The organism is Dyadobacter ginsengisoli DSM 21015, from assembly GCF_059568735.1.
Genome location: NZ_JCANTY010000003.1, coordinates 292135 through 312213, shown reverse-complemented (window position 1 = coordinate 312213; position 20079 = coordinate 292135). Strand labels below are relative to the sequence as shown.

Genomic DNA, 20079 nt, shown 5'->3' with positions numbered 1-20079 from the left:
TTTTTTATTCCCTTAACTCTTCATTCCCTGTCATGAAGCAAATTTGGCCCTGGAAAGCAGGCAGCATTGTTTTGATTGCTGGACTGGTTGTTTCCGGTTGTGACAAATCCTCGGATTCCAAAGAGGAAAAAAAAGGCCCCGCCGGACCCGCACTCTTTACACTCCTTACGCCCGAACAAACCAAAGTAGATTTCGCCAATACATTAACCGAGGGTTTGAACACCAACGTATTGATGTATGAATATTTTTATAACGGCGGTGGAGTGGCAACCGGCGATATAAACGGCGATGGCTTAGACGATATCTACTTTACCGGCAATATGGTGTCCAACAAACTATACCTGAACAAAGGCGGGATGGTCTTCGAGGACATTACTGGCGTCGCGCAGGTAGGCGGCCGGTCGCATCCGTGGAAAACCGGGGTCACCATGGCCGACGTGAACGGGGATGGTAAACTGGACATTTATGTCTGCTACTCAGGCGCCGTTTCACCAGAAAGCCTGAAAGATCAGCTCTTTATTAACAAAGGTAACAATGCACAGGGCATCCCGCAGTTTGCAGAAATGGCGGAGCAGTATGGTTTGGCTACGCCGAGCAACAGCACCCAGGCGGCATTTTTCGATTTTGACAGGGACGGGGACCTCGATATGTTCCTGCTCAACCATAATCCCAAAGCACTCCCTATTCTCGATGAAGCTAGCACAGCCGATATTCTTAAAAAAGAAGACCCTGTAACTGGCGTGAGGCTTTTTCGGAACGACCCGCAAAACGGCGCACCGCATTTTTCCGACATTACCAAAAAAGCAGGCATTCACAGCTCGCAACTAACCTACGGCCTGGGAATCGGTATCGCCGACATCAACCAGGATGGTTGGCAGGATATGTATATTTCCAATGACTACTCCGTTCCTGACTTCCTATATATCAATAATGGAAACGGGACCTTTACGGATGTTTTGAAAAGCAGCATCGGCCATACTTCGCATTCGTCGATGGGGAATGACATCGCGGATTTCAACAATGACGGTCTGCCCGATATTTTCACGCTGGACATGCTGCCGGAAGACAACCGGCGCCAAAAACTGCTTACGGGATTGGACAACTATGAATTGTTTGATTTTAACGTGAAAATGGGCTTTCATCACCAGTATATGCGGAATATGCTGCAATTGAACGAGGGCCTAGGAAAAGGTACAAAGGATTTGGCTTTTTCCGAGATCGGGCAATTATCCGGCGTTTCGAATACGGATTGGAGCTGGGCCTCACTTTTCGCAGATTATGATAATGATGGCTGGAAAGACCTGTTTATTACCAATGGAAATCTTCGCGATTTCACGAACATGGATTTTGTCAAATTCATGGGAGACCATTTGAAGCGGATTGAGGGAAAGGTGAAGCGGGAGGATGTCCTGGAACTGGTTTACCAGATGCCGTCTTCGAATATGAAGAACTACCTTTTTCAGAACAAAAAGGATCTGACTTTTACCAATATGGCGGATAACTGGGGATTAGGTGAGATCTCCAACAGCGGAGGTGCCGCGTATACTGACCTGGACAATGATGGCGATCTCGATCTGGTTGTCAATAATATCAATAAACCCGCATTTATTTACCGGAATGAGGGAGAGAAGCAATTGAAGAACAATTACCTCAAAGTGAAGCTGGCAGGTAGTGCTCAAAATAGCCAGGGGCTGGGTGCAAAAGTCACGATCTATCAGAAAGGGCAACAGCAATATCTTGAGCAAATGCCTACCCGTGGTTATCAGTCGAGCGTATCGCCGGTATTACATTTCGGGTTGGGCAAGGCTGCAGCCGTGGATTCGCTGGTGGTTACCTGGCTGGATGGCAAGCAGGAGAAAGTGGTAAATCCCAAAACTAATGCTTTGTTATCGCTTTCCGAGGCGAATGCGAAGCCGGTACGCAAGGCAGTGAAACAGACGGCTCCGGTGTTTGCGCCGGTTTCATCGCCGATCGCTTTCAAAAGTCCGGGTATCAAAACCAATGACTTCAAACGTCAGCCATTGCTCATCAATCCGCTGTCGTTTTCCGGCCCGTGCCTGAAAAAAGGAGACGTGAACGGGGATGGACTGGAAGATGTCTTTGTGGGCGGAGGATCAGGCGAAGCGGCCAGACTGTATATTCAGCAGAAAAGTGGAGCATTCAGTCCCAAGCCAGTTCTTGCTTTCGAAACTGATAAACAGAGCGAGGACACCGACGCATTGTTTTTTGACGCTAATGGCGACGGTGCGCAAGACCTGTTCGTTTGCAGTGGCGGATATTCGAGTTTCCTGCCCGAGGACCCTTTGCTGCAAAGCAGGCTGTATCTGAATGATGGCAAGGGAAATTTAACCAAAAGCGCTGGTGCATTGCCTTCGATGCTTACGAGCACGAGCTGCGTCCGTACGGCAGATGTCAATGGAGATGGCAAGCCAGATTTGTTTGTGGGCGGGCGCGTCATTCCCGGACGATACCCGGAAACACCGCGTAGTTATATACTCATTAACGACGGTAAAGGTAAATTTACCGATCAGACAACCCGTTTCTCGCAAGAGCTCGAACATATCGGTCTGGTTACCGATGCAGCGTGGACAGACATCAACGGCGACAGCAAAGCCGACCTGGTCGTGGTAGGTGAATGGATGCCGGTATCTGTTTTTATCAATAACAATGGAAAGCTGGAAAACCGAACTGCGGATTACTTCGATAAGCCTTACACGGGCTGGTGGAACAAAATCGTGGTCGAAGACCTGAATGGCGACGGTAAGGAAGACCTGGTGATCGGGAATATGGGAACGAACACCCAATGCAAAGCGAGTGACAGCGAACCCGTGGAAATGATCTACAAAGATTTTGATGACAATGGCTCCATTGATCCGATTATGAGCTTTTATATCCAGGGTAAAAGCTATCCTTATGTTACCCGTGATGAAATGCTGGACCAGATGAGTATAATGCGTACCCGCTTCCAGGACTACAAGGGCTATGCCGATGCGACAGTGAAAGAGATCTTTACGCCCGATGAGCTAAAAGGAGCACAGGAACTTAAAGCCACTTACCTAAAAACGGCCTATTTTGAAAGAGCAGCAAATGGGAAGTTCACGGAGAAGATCCTGCCGCTGGAAGTGCAGGTTTCGCCGGTTTACAGTATCACAGTTCTGGATTATGACGGAGATGGTAAAAAAGACCTGCTGCTGTGCGGTAACATCAGCAAAGCGCGGCTTCGTTTCGGGAAGTACGATGCCAATTATGGGATCTTGTTAAAAGGTGCGGGAGCCGGCAAATTCGACTATCTGAACCAGGAAAAGTCCGGTTTTGCGCTCAGAGGTGATGTAAGGAGTGTATTGCCGCTTGGAAACAAGCTGTTGTTCGGAATTAATCAACAGGAAATAAAAGCATATCAAATTGGTAAAGTTAAGTAATCTTCTCCTTGTTGCCCTCCTGACTGTTGCCTGGGCGGCTTGCAAAAGGGGCGAATCGAAAAAAGAGATCAGTCCCGACGTCATCGGGCAGGTGACCTTGCAGATGACCGACGTTATGGTGCATGACGTAACAAATCCGCCATTGGGAGCGCGTTTTTATTCCTATGCCTGTCTGGCTGGTTACGAGGTTGTAGCCCAGCACGAGAAGTCATATCCGAGCATGCACGGAGTTCTGAATGATTTCCCGGAGATTGAAAAGCCGAAGGTGGAGGGATATTCCTATCAGCTCACTGCGGTGCTGGCGATGTTGGAAACTGCCAAAAAAATGCAGCCGTCTGGCGCATTGCATCAAAAATACCAGCAAAGTCTTATCGATTCCTGCAAGAAAGCGGGTTTTACAGAGGAAGTGATTGCAGGGTCTCAGGAATATGCGCTGGCGATCAGCAAACAGATCCTGAAATATGCCAAATCGGATCGTTACAATAAGATCAGCAATTTTCCCAGGTACGAGCCGCAGGGCGGGCCGGGGACCTGGTATCCGACACCACCGGGATATTTCCCGCCGGTTGAGCCATATTTCAAAACCGTGCGTCCTTTTACGTTGGATTCCGCTTCGCAATTCCGCCCTGAACCGCCCGTTGCATTTTCCGAGTCCAAAAATTCGGAGTTCTTCCAATTGATGAAACGCAATTATGATGATCAGAAAGAGCCCGAGCATCGCGTAATAGCCGCTTTTTGGGACTGCAATCCATTCGCATTGGAAAACAAGGGGCACTTGCTGGTGGGAATGAAGAAAATCTCCCCGGGAGCGCATTGGATGGGCATTACCGATATTGCGTGCCGCCAGGGTAAAACGGATTTTGCCAAAACCATGCTCATTAATACAACAGTGGCCATCGGCCTGATGGATGGTTTCATGGCGTGTTGGGACGAGAAGTACCGGAGTAACCGGATCCGCCCGGAGACAGCCATCCGGAAATTCATCGATCCTACCTGGACACCATTTTTGCAAACACCACCTTTCCCCGAATACCTCAGCGGTCATTCGGTCATATCCACTGCAGCTGCGGTAATACTCACGCACTATTTCGGGGACAACTTTGCCTATACCGATACGGTTGAGGAAAGGTTCAACCTGAAAGCCCGGTCATTCAAGTCATTCATGGCGGCCGCCAATGAATCCGGAATATCCCGGTTTTACGGAGGCATTCATTTCATGGACGCGATCGAGAATGGGCAAAAGCAGGGTGAGCAGGTAGGGCAGTGGGTGATCAAAACGCTTGGGGATAAAGCCATGGCGATTTCAGGAAAGTAGCGCTTCCCGATTGTGGAGTAAATTCTTTGTAAAAGTGTAACCCACTTCAAATAACTGTCCGGCTTTCCTGAAATCGAAAATGCTGAAACGGCTCAATGCAGGCGGTTCGATCAATAAATGACATTTTGCAAACCGGGCCTTTGTTTTGGTGTGCATCGCGAGAATCAGGCTTCGGTATACAATCTCCGTAGTTCGTTTCAATGGTTTGTCGAGATTAAATGGATTACAATGGCTGCCGATGAGATAATCGGTCTCGTCCAGAATCGGCTCGACGGGCAAATTATTCAGCACGCCCCCATCAACCAGTTGATGCCCCTGATAAAGCATAGGGCTGAAAAGGCCCGGAATGCAGCAGGATGCCAATACTGGTAATGCGAGCTCCCCGTTTCGAAAATGTACTTCTTCGCCGGATACAATGTCGGTGGCAGTCACGACCAACGGCTTTTGCAGCGACTCGAATGTGTTTTCAGGAATGAATTTGCGAAAAACCTCCTCCATTTTACGCATATGCAAGAGGCCGTTAGAACCCAATCCAAGTCTTAAATAAGGATAGAAACTGGTTTCACGAACGATTTTGAGAATATCCGACGGCGGATACCCATAAGCCAGCAAAGCGCCTACAAAGGCACCTGAGCTTGTTGCACTGATCATATCAGCCTGGATACCCGCTTCAATGAGCGCCTGAGCGACGCCTATGTGTGCTATTCCTCTCGCGCCTCCGCCTGAAAGGACCAATCCGGTTTTCATGGGTTTCAGATAAAATTGCCCAGATTTCCTCTTTCTTTAATCCTGACGCCCTTCTCCGTCTGTTCCACGATGGCTGCTTCATACAATGGATCGTGCTCGAACAGCAAAATGTATTGTTCGTCGACAGCTTGCTGTAACACCCGCTGCTTTTCATCCATCGTTTGCAACGGACGCATGTCGTAGCTCATCACCCAGGGAATGGGAATGTGGAACGAGGAGGGGATCAGATCAGCGCAGTAAATGATTTTCCGGTCCTTGTAATGAATAACCGGCAGCATCATTTGCTCGGTGTGCCCGTCGACGGAGATCAGCGTCATGGAAGTGAATGGGGATTGTCCTTCCTCAATGAATTTCAGCTGTCCGGATTCTTGCAGTGGAAGTATATTTTCTCTTAAAAAAGACGCTTTTTCGCGGGGATTTGGGTGTGTCGCCCACTCCCAATGCGCGTTGTTCGACCAATAAGTGGCTTTTGGAAACGTAGGTTGCAGCATGGAGCCATCCCGATTGAAGCGAACAGCCCCTCCGACATGGTCAAAATGCAGGTGCGTCAGCAAAACATCCGTAATGTCCCCGGGGCCGTATCCTTTTTCTTCTATTGATGATAACAAGGTCGCTTCACCGTGCAGATCGTAGTGGCTGAAAAATTTGTCATCCTGTTTGTCTCCCATGCCGGTATCGACCAGGATCACTTTTTCTCCGTCTTCAATCAGCAGGCACCGCATTGCCCAGGAGCAGAGATTTTTTTCATCGGCGGGGTTGTGCTTGTTCCACAGCACTTTCGGAACGACACCGAACATCGCGCCTCCGTCGAGTTTGAAAAAGCCTGTATCGATGGTGTGGATTTTCATAAGGGGGCAGTGAATTTAAATCGTCTTGGTCAATGGAATATCAACATTCTATCGATCTAACATACCATAATTTTTTCGATCTTCCGCCCTGAATTAACAACAAGCCTAGCTATGCGATTTCCTTTTCTGTCAGTGAGTTTATTATTTGTGTCTGCGTTGTGTATTGACAACCAGTGTGATGCGCAGAAAAAGCCGGTAGATTTTGTGGCAACCCTGATAGGTACGGCACCTTCTGCAACAGAGAGTGCCAGGAGCCACAGCGAGGCGGGAAGCGAGCTGAAAGGCCAGACAATCCCCGCAGTGGGCATACCCAATGGGATGACGCAATGGACTCCGCAAACCCGCGCTTCGGAAACCAAATGTATTGCTCCTTACTACTATAACGATACCAGATTCCAGGGGTTCCGTGGAACACATTGGCTAAATGGCTCCTGCGTGCAGGATTACGGATCTCTGACGGTCATGCCTTTATCCGGGGAGCTGATCAGCGACGCGGAAAAAAGATCGGCGATATTTTCGCATGAAAAGGAGCAAAGTTCACCGGATTATTACGGAGTATGGTTGCCCGAACAGCAGATTCAGGCCGAAGTAACCGCCACCGCAAGAGCGGGAATCATGCGTTTCAGATTCGAAAGTGGCGATGAGTCTTTTATTCTCGTCGAGCCGAATAGCGATGAAGGAGAGGGATACGTGGAAGTGTTGCCGGAACGTGGCGAGATCGTGGGTTATAATCCGGTTCACCGTATTTACCAGGGAACGGGGCAGCCAGCGGGGATCAGCGGTTATTTCGTATTGAAATTTGACAAGAAATTTATGCAGTCGGGTACGTGGCTGGGCGATACCATTACCCCTATGGGCCGTATACTGACAGGCAAAGGCAAGAGGGAAGAGCTGGGCGCCTATGTGGGCTTCGGCGATGAAAAGCAAACCATTACAGTGCGGATAGGAACGTCATTTACCAGCCTGGAAGGTGCGCGCCGGAACATGGAAAAGGAACTTGGGACGAAAAGCTTTGAGGCAGTCAGAAAATTGTCACACGATGTCTGGAATGATGCATTAGGTAAAGTCGAGGTGAAAGGCAGCGAAGAGGACAAGGTTCTTTTTTACAGCGCATTATACCGCACCAAATTGTCGCCCCGGCTTTTCTCCGACGTGGACGGGCATTATCCGTCTTTCGCTGGCGGAACTCCGCTCCAGAAGGCGGAGGGATTTGATTACTATTGCGATTTCAGCATGTGGGATACATTCCGCGCGGCCATGCCCCTGGACATGTTGCTGGAACCGAAACGCGCCGGAGATATGATGCAGTCGCTGGTGAAAAAGGCGGAGCAAGGTGGCTGGATGCCGATTTTTCCTTGCTGGAATCATTATACCGCGGCGATGGTCGGCGATCATGCGATGTCTGTGATCGCCGATGCCTACGCCAAAAATGTCAGGAACTTTGATTTGCAGAGCGCCTACACTTACCTCCGTAAGAATGCATTTGAGGTTAATACCAATCCAAAAAGCTATGAAGCGGGAATGGGGCGTCGTGCATTGAAATCTTATCTGCAATATGGCTATGTACCCCTGGAAGACAGCGTATGGCAGGCTTTTCACAAACGGGAACAGGTTTCCCGCACGCTCGAATACGCCTATGACGATTTTTGTTTGTCGATACTCGCAACGGGGCTTGGAAAGAAGGGCGACGCGGGCCAGCTGCGGACACGGGCACTCAACTACAGGAACGTGATCGACCCGGGCACCGGTTACGCGCGCGGGCGCTACGCAGACGGGCGCTGGATCGCGGACTTCGATCCTTTTGCCAAACGCGCCAGTTTTATCACCGAAGGATCACCTGCTCAATACACGTGGTTTGTTCCCCAGGATATTGCGGGGCTACAAATGCTTATCGGCGGTAAAAAAGGGTTTGTTAACAAACTGGATACACTTTTCGGGCAGGGACATTACTGGCACGGCAACGAACCAAACCATCAGATTGCCTATTTGTATGCCTACGCCGGAGAACCCTGGAAAACACAGCAATGGGTAAGGAGCATCATCCGGAATGAATACGATACGAGCGTCGGCGGGTTGAGCGGCAATGAAGACGGCGGGCAAATGTCGGCCTGGCTGGCGTTCAGTATGATGGGTTTTTACCCTGTTGTACCGGGTACCAATCAATATGTACTGGGTAGTCCGGTTTTTGCGGAAATGTCAGTCAGTACAGGGAAAGGGAAGAAGTTTACCGTAGTGGCCAGGGGTGTTTCGGATGAAGCTCGTTACATTCAATCTGCCACGCTGAACGGCAAATCCTTCACGCGCACCTATATCACGCACGATGAGATTTTACGAGGTGGAACATTGGTGTTTCAAATGGGCAGTAAACCCAACCTGCAATGGGGCGCAGGCGAGGCGGATGTACCTTTTTCTCTGTCTCGAAACAAATAGCCTTCGGCCCTGGTGTTGTGACGTGTTGGTCTAAATTGGTTTTTATGAAAGAATGTTTGGGTTGTTTTTAGTATTGCGATAGAAAATTTGTAAACGTTGGTACTCCTTTCTATATTCCATCATTCCATTATCATTCACTCCAACCTCAATGAACCGCAGAAATTTCTTCGAAAAAGCCATCCCGGCCAGTTTTGCACTAGGCGCAGTAGCAACTTCCTGCGCCCCCAAAAGTGAACTGAGGTATCCCGACAAGCACTTTCATATCAGTCGGGGGTACCACCAGATTCCCAAGTTGCGCCTTTCCATGGACCGCATTGTGAAGGAAACAGTCGGCCTGAGACCATTCCGCGCCTCAGGGCCCAGACTGGACGTGGAGCGGCTCGGAAACAAGACAATCGTGCATAATTACGGCCATGGCGGTAGCGGGTGGTCGCTTTCGTGGGGAACGGGGAACATCGCGCGCAAAAATGTACTGGCAACGGGGGAAAAGAAAATCGCGGTGCTGGGCTGTGGCACGGTGGGAATCGCAACGTCCCGGTTGTTGCAGGAAAGTGGCTGCGAAGTAACGATCTACACGAAGGATGTGCCTCCTAATATAACGAGTAATCTGGCTACGGGTACCTGGTCACCTGCTTCGAGGGTCTGCGATAAGAAGATCGCGAAGCCCGAATTCAAAGAGATTTGGGAAGAAGCGACCCGTTTTTCCTTTCGCAGGTTTCAGTTCCTGCTGGGAATGAGTGATATCGCTTGCTGGGCAGAGGAATATGGTGTGTTCCAACAGGCGCCCATGTACATTCCAGGGGCGGGCGGGGAAGACTTTGAAATAGAAGGCCTGTTACCGGAACGCGTCCGGCTCACTAAAAAAGAACATCCGTTTAAAGCAGATCACGTGACGCGCCGGACCAATATCATGTTTAACATACCTACTTACCTGAGGCATCATTTGCAGGATTTTACGATGTTCGGGGGTAAAGTGAAGATACAGGAAATCAAAAAATTGGAAGATATCGATGCGTTGCAGGAGAAAGTCGTTGTCAACTGCATGGGACTGGGAGCGAAACCGGTTTTCAACGATGAGGAACTGACGCCCGTTTCAGGCCAACTTTCCTGCCTGATCCCGCAGGGCGATATCAACTATAAATTGTACACGCAGGGAGCAAATTTCATTGCTCGGAAAGACGGCATTTACATTGGCAGCAACGGAATCGTCGGGAACTGGGACACAACGCCCAGTAAAGAACAGACGGAGAAAACGGTCGGGATTCTGATGAAGCTGATGGAAGAAATGAGAGGATAGCGATGCAGAAAAGCCCGGGTGATGCGAATCTCCCGGGCTTTTCGCTTAGCGGTGGAAACTTTGTCCCACGAATTTTAACACCTCAGGTAATGCGGTACGCCAGTAGGTCCATGTATGCCCGCCATCGCGTACCCGGAATTCGTGAGGAATGGCTTTGTCGGTCATCGCTGCATGCAGATTCATATTGCCTTTGATCAGGAAATCATCGTCACCGCAGTCGATATAATACTTCACGGTTTTCAATTTGTCTACCGGGGTACTTTCAATGATTTTCAGGATTGAATTTTTATACCAATGCTCGGAAAGACGGTCTTTACCGGGCGCCGCTTTGCCGAACAACCCGGCGAGCAGACCATCCCAGCGCTCGGCCGGCATATTGGAAATCTCTTCATCCGACCAGAATGCGCCGCTTAATGGGGCCGCGGCTGCAAACAGATCGGGGTGCTTGGTAGCCATGACCATCGTACCGTAGCCACCCATTGAAAGACCTGCCACGGCGCGGAATTCCTTTTTGGCTCTTGCCCGATAGGTGGATTCAATGTGCGGAATAAGTTCGCTGACGAAAAAGTCTTCGTATTTGGCCTTTCCGTCGGCGCTGTTAATGTAGAAAGTAACGCCTGCATCGGGCATCACGATGATCATAGCGGGGGCGTCGCCATCGGCAATGGCCTTGTCGGCAATGTGCTGGGCTTCTCCAAATTGCGTCCAGCCGGTTTCATCGTCTGAATAGCCATGTAGCAGATAAAGGACAGGATAGGCACGGTTGGTCTTATCGTAATCTGCGGGAAGATAAATGTTGTACTTGATTTCCTTGCCCATGGCCTTGCTGTTGATTTTCAGACTTTCCTTGATAAGGCCTTGCTGGGCTATTGTCTGCAGCGAAACGAAGAGGAGAATAAGAAATGTAAATTTTTTCATACAGCCTTTAGAAGTTTTTAGTGAAAAGCATGTGGGTGTTCAAATCCTACCGCTCACCTTCTTTCAGATGGTAACGCCGGCGGATATCGTTGATGAGGAATTTTTTATGCGCAGTAAAGCTTTCCGGGTGCATCGTTTCAAAAAGGGTACTCCATTCCTGAAACCGTAACGTATCCGCTTTTTTGAACGCTTCCGAGTCTATTTTTTTTGTTTTCAGATATTCTTCAAATTCCATAATTCCTGATTTTGGTTGCAATATACCCGTTTAAAGTAATGATTGCCTGTTCGGGAAATCCGCATTAAGAATTAATTTGGCGCTCCGTTACCACCACTTAAATTGACAAAGATCAAAATGACCATAGACTTACGGAGTGACACCGTCACCAGGCCTACGAGGGAGATGCAGGAAGCCATGTGGGCAGCAGAAGTAGGCGACGACGTGTTGGGTGATGATCCTACCGTGAATGCATTGCAGGAGAAGGCAGCCAGGCTTTTTGGAATGGAGGATGCGATCTTTTGCCCGTCGGGAACCATGACCAACCAGCTTGCCATTCGCGTTCACACCAAACCGGGCAGCGATGTGATCTGTGACAAGCATTCTCACATTTACCTCTACGAAGGCGGGGGGATTATGCTGAACTCATTTTCATCCGTAAAACTCCTCGATGGTGATCGTGGCAGGCTGTCGGCACAGCAGGTAGCGGATGCGATCAGCCCTGAGAACGACGTGCATTCGACGCTTACCAGGCTCGTTTCGATTGAAAACACAATGAACAAGGGAGGAGGCTGCTATTATGATTTTGGGGACATCCGTGCTATCCGGGATGTTTGCAGCGAACGTAGCATCCCATTGCACCTCGACGGCGCCAGGCTCTTTAATGCATTGGTGGAAACCGGCGAAACAACCGCTCAGTACGGAGAAGTATTCGATAGCATCAGTATTTGCCTTTCGAAGGGCCTCGGCTGCCCGGTAGGTTCGCTCTTGCTGGGGACAAAAGAGATAATACGCGATGCGCGCCGGTTCCGGAAGGTCATGGGAGGTGGCTGGCGCCAGGCGGGTTTCCTGGCGGCGGCGGGTATTTATGCACTGGGTCATCATGTCGACCGCCTGAGAGAAGATCACCAAAGAGCACGCGCAATAGGCGAGATGTTTTCGACAAGACCCGAGGTGACCGGTATTTTTCCGGTGGATACGAATATCGTCATTGTCAAACTGGCTGATGACGTCTCAGAAACGGCCTATGTGAAACGGCTTGCGGATGCGGGGATTTTGGCCGTCACATTTGGAAAAGGGCTTGTGAGATTTGTGACCCATCTGGATTTTTCAGATGATCACTTGGAAGCGATGCTTTTGAAAGTCAGGAATCTGTAAGATAGATTATACTTCCGGGATCACCTCCTCATACTCGTATTCCGAGTTGGGGCCCTGGTAAATAACTTTCATGCCCGAAAGGTCCGCCACGTAGGTATGTATGCCCGCAGCACCGATTTCGCGCAGGAATGCGGGATAGTCTGTAATACCTTCCTGGTTACGCTTGATGGCAGCTTTCACCTCTTCCAGCTCGAATGTCTCTGCACATTCAAACTCGGGCAGGTCGCCGGGAATGATCAGCTTGTCTCCCTGAACGGAAGTATAGGTACGTTTATGGTTTTTAACCTTTACTTCATAATTGTCGACGCCGATGGCTTTCAGGTTTTTGACAAAGTATGGGTACGGCTGGCCGGCAGACCGCGCCTCGGCTGATTGAATCATTTCGTCGGTCAGTTCGATCATTTCCATGGTCATGTACTTTAAAATGCAATTAAGATTTCTGTATAAAATACCCGTGCCAGCGCACAAACCCGGCTTTTTATTGTTTACGCAGTTCGAAAGCCAGGTCATGAACTACACTTTTTCTCTTTTTGCCGGCAAAGGGTTGCCAGCAAAAAGATGTTACCCGACCATTTCACTGGTAAAGTAACATCTCTATTCAGACTAATGCAGGACAGCTGAAATACTAATGCGCCATGTCGTCCTCATCCGGATGGTGAACGATAAGCGAGCTGCGGGTATCCAGCTTTCTGATCATTTCGTTGGACATGGCATCGGCATAGACGCCGTAGCTGCTGACCAGCGTTCCCTTTAATCCGTCCTTTGACTCAATAGCATAAAGGATCGACATATCCGACGGATTGGTCATGCCCTCAAACCGGTATACCTGTACGATGTCAAAGTCTTCGGGTGAGAGCGTGAGACAAATGCCGTCGTCCTTGTGTACTTCCAGCGCATGGGCTGTCAGATTGAAGTCGTACGTATAACCTTGCTCCTGCAGATCTTCCAGGGTTTCGATGAGCGTATCCGGTTCACTCATGTTTTTGTTGGAAGGATTAGACGACTTCGTCTTGTCCCGGGTTGTTCCTTGCAAGTCCATAAGTATGTTGTTTTAAGATGGATGATCGGTTTTTGATTTGAACAAATGATAGGGATGTCTGGAACTATACGGGAAAAAAGCATGCCTTGAAATGCTGTCCGGTTTAAAGATCATCAGGCAGAATAGCGCAACACAGATTGAGGTGCTTTGACCTCAATCTGTTAAATTATGTAGAAAGGAAATGGGATGTAAGCAAGATTACTTGGGACGATATATGACTTGTCCTGAATTGTAGGCCGCAAAACATCCCAATCCTCCCTGGATGTTGGTGTAGATGAGAGAGGGTTCTACAAAAGGATTATCCGAGCTTCCACGCGTTTCAAGCGACCGGTGATAGCGGAAGTAATGCTCGTCGGTATTATACACTTCCATGGTGACAGAAATGATCTTGCTTTTGGGGTAGATGGTAAAACGGTTGCCGTTGCCGAAGTCGTAATAGATAACTTGCGGTAGCTTCGTCCGTCCGATTGGTGTAGTGAATGAAGCACCATCCAGGTTTGCATCACTACGGTAGTCGTTGCGACCGATGGTGTCGTCCCAGTTGAAATTGAAACGGGTTCTTATACGCTTTTCCTTTAAGTTATCGGGGTTTGTTCCTTCTGGTACACTGTATTCCAAATCCATGGAAGCTCTTGCCCGATAGTAGTTCGTATCCGAAGGAATGTCGACCCAGGTCATTTTCACGGTAATAGCGGTATCCTGCTGGCCGATGCTGCCTGAATAGGAAGTGTCTATTACATAGCTTTTTGCATTGACCGTCTTGGCAGGCACGGTGCAGGTGGCCGTCACCGACCGGATTCCTTCCGTTACTGACAGATAGTAGGTTTTGGAAGCCACGATGGGGAAAAGTGTTTTATCGATAGAATAGAGCTGGCTGGCCGTATCGTAAGGGACGATTACCTCCTTGATCCCGTCTGATATTTTCACAACCGCATTCGGAATGTTAAAGCCCGGCACACTCACTTCGCCAAAGAGTGGAGTGGATTCTGTGACCACTACATTTGTTCGGGCTGCCTGGGGAGAGATGAAGCACTGGACGACGAGCTTCGATTCAGTTTGAGGTAGTTTCGAAGGATCGACATTTGTAACCAGCGACTCACAAGCTGCCAGCGTAAAGAGTAATATAGCTATATTCAGAAATCTCATGGACCTGCGACATTAAAATTTAAAATTGTAGCTGAAATAAGGTAGTATCGGAAAGAGCGAATACCGTTTCAGGGTGTTTTTCTCAACAGGTGTACTGGGTGGGCCCGGCAGAATTACGATGTCTTTGTCGATGTCATAGAAAAAAGGGTTCCGGCGGTTGTAGACATTGTAAACACCGAATTCCCAGGTGCGCTCATGCCTTTTTTTGTTTTTGTGAAATTGAATGGCAATGTCCATCCGGTGAAAAGGTTCGGCGCGGTAGCTATTTTTTTGTCCGTATTCGCTGACCGTCGGGCCATACCAGCCAATGGCGGGTTTTCCGGTTGGGTTCAGGCGCGTCATGAAGTTATCCGTGACGGCACGGTAGGTTGACACCGGTAATGTGAGCGCATTACCGGTGCCATACACCCAGGTCGACGATAACGTAATGCGTTTACTGATCTCGTAAATGCCGACCACCGAAATGTCGTGCCGACGGTCATAACGGGGAAAGAACGTATTTCCAAAATTCAGTTCGGGGAATTTCCAGTAAGTCCAGGATAATGTATAGCCGATCCAGCCCGAGAGCCTGCCTGTTTTCCTCTGAACAAGGAATTCCGCACCGTAGGACCAGCCTTTCCCCGAAGTCACATTGTCTTCCCAGCTGAGCTCATTGGCATTCTCACCATTGATGCTCAGGAACGACGAGCCTTCCTTGTAATTCAGGATGTTGTCCATTCGTTTGTAGTAGCCTTCCAGCGTCACGGTCAAAGCGGGTTTTTCAATATCCTTGGCAAAGCCAGCTGCGATCTGTTGGGATTGCTGCGGTTTCACACGATCGGTGGTAGGTACCCAGAGGTCGGTCGGTAAGCCGAGGCCCGTGTTTGAAAGCAAATGGACGTACTGGTTCATACGCGCATAAGACGCTTTGAATGACAGATTTTCGGCCAGTCGCAGCGCGGCGGAAAAGCGCGGCTCAGGGCGAAGGTATGTTTTGGAATGAGTCTGAAATGTGCTCAGCCGAATGCCGGCATTAATTTTCAACGCATCGAGTGCTTGCCAGGTATCTTCGGCATATACGCCGGTTTCGAGTGTGCGCACCGGCTGCACGGAGCGTTCGATCGGATTATCCGTAAAGGTACCTTCAATGGCCAGGGCTGACGGAACGAATTTGTGGAAAGTAGCCTGCATGCCGAAACGAACCGCGTGTTTGGAGGAAGGGTAGTAGTCAAAATCGGTTTTGAAGCCCAAATCCCTGATCCGGGAATCGTATTCGAGGCTGAATTCGTCATTCATCGTTCCATCGCTATTGAGATCTTTCGAGTAGCTGGAAACGCCGAAATTGAAATTGCTGAAAATAAAGGAAGTATTTACAAACAGTTTTTGATTTAAAACATGGTTCCATCGCATGGTGGCGGTGGCATTGCCCCAATCCAGGCCGGCGCGGGTTTCGGAGTCGCTGCTTTTTTCGTTGGCGTGAAATTTATCCCTGCCGAAGTATCCGCTTACATAAAGCTTGTCTTTCGTTCCGAGGTCATAATTCATCTTGGCATTGAGGTCGTAGAAGTAGTAACCGGGTTTTACCTGGCTGTCGTCGCCCTTTTGTTGCTGGGCAATCACGGGTGCTGCCAGTATATCGATGTAGGTACGGCGACCGGAAACGAGGAAGGAAGATTTGCCTTTAGAGATAGGACCTTCCAAGGTTAGTCTGGATGAGATAAGGCCGATTCCTCCTTCACCATGTAGTTTTTCCTTGCTGCCTTCCTTCATATTCATTTCCAGCACCGAGGATAAGCGTCCCCCATATCGCGCCGGGAAGCCGCCTTTGGTGAGTTCGACACTTTTTAATGCGTCACTATTGAAGATTGAGAAGAAACCAAAAAGGTGGTTGGCATTGTAAACAACGGCGTCGTCAAGGATGATCAGGTTCTGATCAGGTCCGCCCCCGCGCACGTAGAGCCCTGTCTGCCCCTCGGTGCCTTTCTGGACACCCGGCATTAATTGCAAAACACGAAGCACATCTTTTTCGCCGAAAAAGGCCGGGATCTTTTTCAGTTGTTGAATCGGTATTTCTATTTTGCTCATCTGCACCGTTCGGCTCACATAGTCCTCCTGTCGCCTCGCAGAGACCACAACTTCGTCCAATTGTGTGACGGGAGGCAGAAAAATACTCAATTCGATATTTTTTTTCAGATAGACCTTCTTTTCGGTTTTCTCATAGCCGACGAAAGAAAACGAAACGGTTGCTGAATCAGCAACCGGAACGGTGAGCGAATAAAAGCCGTATGTATTGGTGACTGCCCCGTACGGTGTGCCTTCGATGAAGACATTCACCCCGGGAAGTTGCTCCTGACTTCCTTTTTCCTTTACAAACCCGCTGATCGTGATCTTTTCCTGTGCAAAAGAAGCAAACGAAGCGAAAAACAGAAAGATCGTAAAAATCAGACGCATAGGTGGATTTTGTGGTAAGGTTCAGTAACGAGCCGACGGGTGATCTAGTATGGAATATTGTACTTCACCATGACGATATATACTCTAAATCCGTTGCAGTACATACAAAAAGAAATGGCGAAACTTCCAGGGTGTCCGGAAATTCCGCCATTCTTTTTTTCAGAGATCGCTTACTTAACGCCCTTGACTCTCATCTTCAGACCATAGACAGCCGTTTCTGCCGTAATAAATAACAGGTCCCGGTTTTTTCCACCGAAGCATAAATTAGCGGTCCAGCCTTTATGTATGGGAAAATGGGCAATCTGAACCCCTGATTTATCGAAAACCGTCACGCCGTCGCCTGTGATGTAGAGATTACCCTCCTCGTCGAGGATCATCCCGTCGGAACCCTTTGATACAAAAAGCTGCCGGTTACCCAGTGTGCCGTCTTTCAGAATGTCATAGATGTAAGTTTTATTATCGCCAATGTCAGCCACATACAGCTTCTTACCATCCGGCGTTCCGATAATTCCATTCGGTTTTTTTAATTTTTCATCGACCCGGATGAGCTTCTTATCGGGAGTGAAGTAATATACGTGCTGGCCATCCTGCTGCATCGCAGGGTCGCGTTTCCAGTAGTCGCGCTTGTATAATGGATCGGTAAGGTAGATACCTCCTTTTGCGTCGATCCACAGATCATTGGGGCCATTGAGCAATTTGCCTTCATAGTCTTTCACAAGCACGGTAGGGTTTCCTTTTTTATCGAAAGACCATACCTGGTTGTCCTCATCGGAACAAGCCACGAGATTCCCTTTTTTATCGAAATACATTCCGTTAGCACGGCCGGCTTTGTCCGAAAAAGTGCTGAATTCGCCAGTTTCGGCGTCCCACCGGATGATTTTATTGTTGGGCTGATCGGTGAAAAAGACATTTCCGGCTTTGTCGGCGACTGGACCTTCTGTGAATTTGTAACCTTCTCCCAGCTTCTCGACCTGGGCGCCGGGTGCAACGATTGATTTCGAATCCATGATTTGTGCGGATAGTAGAACAGGAGAAAACAGTGTGGCAAGGCCAGCCAGCACCGGAAAAATGATTTTTGATTTTTGCATGATAAAGGCCAACCCGTTTTTTTGTCGGATCAGTGTATTAAAGTCTGAATGGTTGCATGCTATACTGTTTTGACGCGTTGAACGCCACCGCCGGGTTAAGCTTCCCCGGATTGGATTACCGAAGGGAACTCCGGAGGAAATGCATCAATCGCAATCGCCGGGACCAGGTGCTCTTTACCGAACCACTGTTCGATACGGATTTTTGCGACATGGATTGGTTTGCTTTGTGCGGACGTAAAAGCCTCGTAACTGTCTTTCGGGATCCGACCGAAAAATCGGTCGAAGAAAGTGCCCATTGCCTGCATTCTTTCTTCCTCGCGCTCGATGATGCGGATCTTGCCATAAATAATGACACTTTGATACTCACATCCGAAGTCGACGGCTTTGGAGGCGGTGTATAGCCTGCCGTATTTGTAAACAGACACACTTGCTTTCTTCCCTTCAGTAATTTCCTCGCCTCCATAGCCGTGTTTGGAAAAATGGAAGACGATGTCGTTGTTGGCTTCATCGAAGTGAAAAAACGCGACATGGATTAAAGGATAGCCCTCTTTTTCGATGGCAATGGAGCAGGAAACCGATTTGGTCAGAACTTCGTGAAGAAATGCAATGTCGGTTTCCTGCCGGTCTTTTCTCCGGACGCTTTGCGGGTAGTTGTTCATGGCTGTATGGCGTTAGCCCTTATAACTCGAAATGCGTGCGGCCAGTTCAGGATTCCGTATGTTGTAAAATAGAATAAGGCAACCGGTCACAGTCAGTTGCCTTATTCGTTCAAAGTTTAGTGGCGCTATACAGCCGCCTTTTCTAACAGTTCATCCAGCCGCGCATAAGAATCCAGTACGCCGCGTTCCATTCCCGATTGCACCATGCCGTCACGATCGGCAACGGACTGAAATACAGATTGGACAGTCAGGCGCGTGCGGTCGCCGGGCAGATCTTCAAAACGGGATGTTTCCAGTATTACGTGGCCTTTTTCAGGTAATCCTTCAAATTCAAATGTCTGAATGATCCGTTCCGGTGCTGTGTGCTCGTGGCATACACCATGGAACGCAAACTCCATCGCATTGCCGGGAATCGTATTGATGTAGCGGTAGGAGCCGCCGGCAAAGGGCTCGAATTTTTCGTAGCGCACGGTCATATCATTCGGCCCGGCCGCCCATTGTGTGAGTAGTTCTTCCTCGCTGAATGCGCGGAAGACGATCTCGCGTGGTGCCTCGAATTCGCGGATAATGAAAAGTTCCTGTTTGCCTTGCTCTACAATGATTTTGGTTTCATTCCTTGTTGCCATGATGTTCGTTTTTTAAAGTGTTGATAATGTCGTCCAGTTTCTCAAACCGGTTCTCCCACATTTTGCGGAACGGGTCGATCCAATCGGCTACCTCTGCCAGCTTTTTTGGCTGCACCGTGTAATAGCGTTCACGCCCCTGCGGGCTGATGCCCAGCAAGCCGCATTCGAGCAGGATCTGGATGTGCTTCGAAATGGCCTGGCGGCTCACGCCGAAGGATTCGGCCACAGCGTTAGGCGTCATCGGTTTTTTAGCGATCAGGCCAATGATGTCCCTCCTTGTCGGATCGGCGATGGCTTGAAAAACATCTCGTCTCATTTCATTCTGATTAATTGCGCAATCGATCGGGTGCAAATATATATGCAATTAATCGGTTGCGCAAGAGTTGCGTAAAAAAATATTTCAGGCCTCGAAGTTTGCTTCGAGCAGACTGTTGATTTTGGTGGTTAGAATTTCAATCAGTTCCTCATCCATAAATTCATACTCGTCGGGAATGTCGAGCACATGAATGGGTGGTAGATCCATATGTCCATAGAGTTTCCGGATCTTGGATTTATGGTCGGGTTCCATCACGAGGGTGATATCTGCCCAATTGAGGTCGCCCTCAGAGATTTTTCGATTGCTCTGAGGGCTCAATCCTGCCGAGCGGATATTGAAGCGATCGTCGTTTTTAAACAGGTATTCTGCCGTGCGGCTACGCCGTTTATTTTTACCGCAAATGACAAGAAGGTTTGGGCGATGCATATG

General features: G+C 49.0%; 18 protein-coding genes. 5 read left to right on the top strand and 13 right to left on the bottom strand.

Annotation, left to right across the window (positions count from 1 at the left end):
- Positions 1-32 precede the first annotated feature (32 nt).
- Together BP71_RS12090 and BP71_RS12085 are read left to right on the top strand one after the other, a co-directional pair.
- Entirely contained in the window at positions 33-3419 is a 3387-nt protein-coding gene (locus tag BP71_RS12090; protein WP_496379480.1) for a VCBS repeat-containing protein, read from the top strand.
- Positions 3403-4734 carry a vanadium-dependent haloperoxidase gene (locus BP71_RS12085; protein WP_496379478.1) on the top strand — a complete coding sequence of 444 codons (1332 nt, stop codon included), beginning with the start codon at positions 3403-3405 and terminating at the stop codon, positions 4732-4734. Before BP71_RS12090 ends, BP71_RS12085 begins: the two co-directional genes overlap by 17 nt.
- Here BP71_RS12085 and BP71_RS12080 read toward each other — a convergent pair.
- Together BP71_RS12080 and BP71_RS12075 are read right to left on the bottom strand one after the other, a co-directional pair.
- Entirely contained in the window at positions 4723-5481 is a 759-nt protein-coding gene (locus tag BP71_RS12080) for a patatin-like phospholipase family protein (RefSeq protein ID WP_496379476.1), read from the bottom strand. The genes BP71_RS12085 and BP71_RS12080 overlap by 12 nt on opposite strands.
- A 5-nt stretch (positions 5482-5486) precedes the next feature.
- Positions 5487-6329: an MBL fold metallo-hydrolase gene (locus BP71_RS12075; RefSeq protein WP_496379474.1), complete on the bottom strand. Its 843-nt coding sequence runs from the start codon at positions 6327-6329 to the stop codon at positions 5487-5489.
- Between the two features lie 111 nt (positions 6330-6440).
- Here BP71_RS12075 and BP71_RS12070 point away from each other — a divergent pair, with 111 nt between their 5' ends.
- Complete coding sequence (locus BP71_RS12070) at positions 6441-8759, top strand: GH92 family glycosyl hydrolase (protein WP_496379472.1); 2319 nt, start codon at positions 6441-6443, stop codon at positions 8757-8759.
- A gap of 148 nt (positions 8760-8907) precedes the next feature.
- Positions 8908-10056 carry an FAD-dependent oxidoreductase gene (locus BP71_RS12065; protein WP_496379470.1) on the top strand — a complete coding sequence of 383 codons (1149 nt, stop codon included), beginning with the start codon at positions 8908-8910 and terminating at the stop codon, positions 10054-10056.
- A 45-nt stretch (positions 10057-10101) separates the two neighbouring features.
- On the opposite strand, the gene BP71_RS12060 is transcribed toward BP71_RS12065, so the two are convergent.
- Both BP71_RS12060 and BP71_RS12055 read right to left on the bottom strand, forming a co-directional pair.
- Positions 10102-10974: an alpha/beta hydrolase gene (locus BP71_RS12060; protein WP_496379468.1), complete on the bottom strand. Its 873-nt coding sequence runs from the start codon at positions 10972-10974 to the stop codon at positions 10102-10104.
- Positions 10975-11020: 46 nt separating this feature from the next.
- Complete coding sequence (locus BP71_RS12055; protein ID WP_496379466.1) at positions 11021-11209, bottom strand: hypothetical protein; 189 nt, start codon at positions 11207-11209, stop codon at positions 11021-11023.
- A gap of 117 nt (positions 11210-11326) precedes the next feature.
- Here BP71_RS12055 and BP71_RS12050 point away from each other — a divergent pair, with 117 nt between their 5' ends.
- Positions 11327-12346 (top strand): threonine aldolase family protein, encoded by a 1020-nt coding sequence (locus BP71_RS12050; RefSeq protein ID WP_496379464.1) that lies wholly within the window; start codon positions 11327-11329, stop codon positions 12344-12346.
- Positions 12347-12352: 6 nt separating this feature from the next.
- On the opposite strand, the gene BP71_RS12045 is transcribed toward BP71_RS12050, so the two are convergent.
- The 9 genes from BP71_RS12045 to BP71_RS12005 form a co-directional block, all read right to left on the bottom strand.
- On the bottom strand, positions 12353-12754 hold the full coding sequence (locus BP71_RS12045; RefSeq protein WP_496379462.1) for a DUF1398 domain-containing protein: 402 nt from the start codon (positions 12752-12754) through the stop codon (positions 12353-12355).
- Positions 12755-12971: 217 nt separating this feature from the next.
- Positions 12972-13385 (bottom strand): hypothetical protein, encoded by a 414-nt coding sequence (locus tag BP71_RS12040; RefSeq protein ID WP_496379460.1) that lies wholly within the window; start codon positions 13383-13385, stop codon positions 12972-12974.
- Between the two features lie 198 nt (positions 13386-13583).
- The gene (locus BP71_RS12035) at positions 13584-14531 is read right to left on the bottom strand and encodes a DUF4249 domain-containing protein (RefSeq protein ID WP_496379458.1); all 948 of its coding nucleotides are present in this window, start codon (positions 14529-14531) and stop codon (positions 13584-13586) included.
- A gap of 12 nt (positions 14532-14543) precedes the next feature.
- A complete protein-coding gene (locus BP71_RS12030; RefSeq protein WP_496379456.1) occupies positions 14544-16961 on the bottom strand; it encodes a TonB-dependent receptor in 2418 nt (805 codons plus the stop codon).
- A 170-nt stretch (positions 16962-17131) separates the two neighbouring features.
- Positions 17132-18049 (bottom strand): SMP-30/gluconolactonase/LRE family protein, encoded by a 918-nt coding sequence (locus BP71_RS12025; protein ID WP_496379454.1) that lies wholly within the window; start codon positions 18047-18049, stop codon positions 17132-17134.
- Between the two features lie 95 nt (positions 18050-18144).
- Positions 18145-18708, bottom strand: a complete 564-nt coding sequence (locus BP71_RS12020; protein WP_496379452.1) for a pyridoxamine 5'-phosphate oxidase family protein — start codon at positions 18706-18708, stop codon at positions 18145-18147.
- Positions 18709-18833: 125 nt separating this feature from the next.
- Complete coding sequence (locus BP71_RS12015; RefSeq protein ID WP_496379450.1) at positions 18834-19334, bottom strand: SRPBCC family protein; 501 nt, start codon at positions 19332-19334, stop codon at positions 18834-18836.
- A complete protein-coding gene (locus BP71_RS12010) occupies positions 19318-19650 on the bottom strand; it encodes an ArsR/SmtB family transcription factor (RefSeq protein ID WP_496379448.1) in 333 nt (110 codons plus the stop codon). The genes BP71_RS12015 and BP71_RS12010 overlap by 17 nt, the downstream gene beginning before the upstream one ends.
- Positions 19651-19734: 84 nt before the next feature.
- Entirely contained in the window at positions 19735-20076 is a 342-nt protein-coding gene (locus BP71_RS12005; RefSeq protein ID WP_496379446.1) for a low molecular weight protein tyrosine phosphatase family protein, read from the bottom strand.
- Positions 20077-20079: the final 3 nt, after the last annotated feature.

Bases quoted from the DNA above. Each gene is read 5' to 3' on its own strand.
- BP71_RS12090 (WP_496379480.1), top strand. From the start codon at position 33: ATGAAGCAAATTTGGCCCTGGAAAGCAGGCAGCATTGTTTTGATTGCT.
- BP71_RS12080 (WP_496379476.1), bottom strand. From the start codon at position 5,481: ATGAAAACCGGATTGGTCCTTTCAGGCGGAGGCGCGAGAGGAATAGCA.
- BP71_RS12075 (WP_496379474.1), bottom strand. From the start codon at position 6,329: ATGAAAATCCACACCATCGATACAGGCTTTTTCAAACTCGACGGAGGC.
- BP71_RS12070 (WP_496379472.1), top strand. From the start codon at position 6,441: ATGCGATTTCCTTTTCTGTCAGTGAGTTTATTATTTGTGTCTGCGTTG.
- BP71_RS12065 (WP_496379470.1), top strand. From the start codon at position 8,908: ATGAACCGCAGAAATTTCTTCGAAAAAGCCATCCCGGCCAGTTTTGCA.
- BP71_RS12060 (WP_496379468.1), bottom strand. From the start codon at position 10,974: ATGAAAAAATTTACATTTCTTATTCTCCTCTTCGTTTCGCTGCAGACA.
- BP71_RS12055 (WP_496379466.1), bottom strand. From the start codon at position 11,209: ATGGAATTTGAAGAATATCTGAAAACAAAAAAAATAGACTCGGAAGCG.
- BP71_RS12050 (WP_496379464.1), top strand. From the start codon at position 11,327: ATGACCATAGACTTACGGAGTGACACCGTCACCAGGCCTACGAGGGAG.
- BP71_RS12045 (WP_496379462.1), bottom strand. From the start codon at position 12,754: ATGGAAATGATCGAACTGACCGACGAAATGATTCAATCAGCCGAGGCG.
- BP71_RS12040 (WP_496379460.1), bottom strand. From the start codon at position 13,385: ATGGACTTGCAAGGAACAACCCGGGACAAGACGAAGTCGTCTAATCCT.
- BP71_RS12035 (WP_496379458.1), bottom strand. From the start codon at position 14,531: ATGAGATTTCTGAATATAGCTATATTACTCTTTACGCTGGCAGCTTGT.
- BP71_RS12030 (WP_496379456.1), bottom strand. From the start codon at position 16,961: ATGCGTCTGATTTTTACGATCTTTCTGTTTTTCGCTTCGTTTGCTTCT.
- BP71_RS12025 (WP_496379454.1), bottom strand. From the start codon at position 18,049: ATGCAAAAATCAAAAATCATTTTTCCGGTGCTGGCTGGCCTTGCCACA.
- BP71_RS12020 (WP_496379452.1), bottom strand. From the start codon at position 18,708: ATGAACAACTACCCGCAAAGCGTCCGGAGAAAAGACCGGCAGGAAACC.
- BP71_RS12015 (WP_496379450.1), bottom strand. From the start codon at position 19,334: ATGGCAACAAGGAATGAAACCAAAATCATTGTAGAGCAAGGCAAACAG.
- BP71_RS12010 (WP_496379448.1), bottom strand. From the start codon at position 19,650: ATGAGACGAGATGTTTTTCAAGCCATCGCCGATCCGACAAGGAGGGAC.
- BP71_RS12005 (WP_496379446.1), bottom strand. From the start codon at position 20,076: ATGCATCGCCCAAACCTTCTTGTCATTTGCGGTAAAAATAAACGGCGT.